General features: G+C 33.0%; 1 protein-coding gene. It reads right to left on the reverse strand.

Annotated features, from left to right (window positions below; translation table 11 throughout):
• Window positions 1-680, reverse strand: a 680-nt coding sequence (locus QMD61_11660) for an alanine--tRNA ligase-related protein (protein ID MDI6725289.1), incomplete at its 3' end; no start/stop codon positions are given.
• Between the last annotated feature and the right edge of the window lie 8 nt (window positions 681-688).

A 688-nucleotide genomic window follows, 5' to 3' on the forward strand; every position in this document is an offset into this window, starting at 1 on the left:
TTAATTATCTGGCCTTTGTAGGGGTGAACTTTTTCAATATCTTCTTCGTTAACGCTATGTAAAACAATATTATCGATTTTTTCGGCGTGATAAACCTTTATCTTCTCTCCTCTGATTTTCAGATATCCAGTATCAGATGGTTGACCGCCGCCTTCCGGATAGAAGAACGTCTGGTCTAATATAACATTATTTTCATATGTTCCGATTATATGAGCTTCAAATTCTGTTTCATAGGGATTTTCATAGAATAATAAATCTGTAGGTGGGAAATTAAGCTCTATTTCTGTCTTTTCTTCTTGAGCTTCTAATTCATGCTCATTTGCAACTAAAGTATAGAAATTATCAGGGACATTTACCTTAAAGCCCATTTTTTCTGCAATTTCCTTCGCTGTTTCAGGCGGAATTCCATGAGATTCATAAAGCTCTTTAAGGATTTCGAATGGCATTTCATCCTTATTTTTCTTTTTGAGTTTTTTCACACTTCTTTTAACAAGTTCTCTGCCTTTTGAAACGGTTTTAAGGTATCTTTTATCTTCAAGATTGATAATGTTGAGTATATGTTCCTGATGCTGTTTAATTTCAGGATATGTCTTTGATAAGAAGTCAAGCTGTATTTTCATTATATCTGCTAAAGATTCATTTAACCCAAGATCTTTAATGAACCTAATTGTCCTTCTCAAAACTAATC

It is taken from the genome of Methanobacterium sp. (assembly GCA_030017655.1).
GTDB lineage: Archaea > Methanobacteriota > Methanobacteria > Methanobacteriales > Methanobacteriaceae > Methanobacterium_D.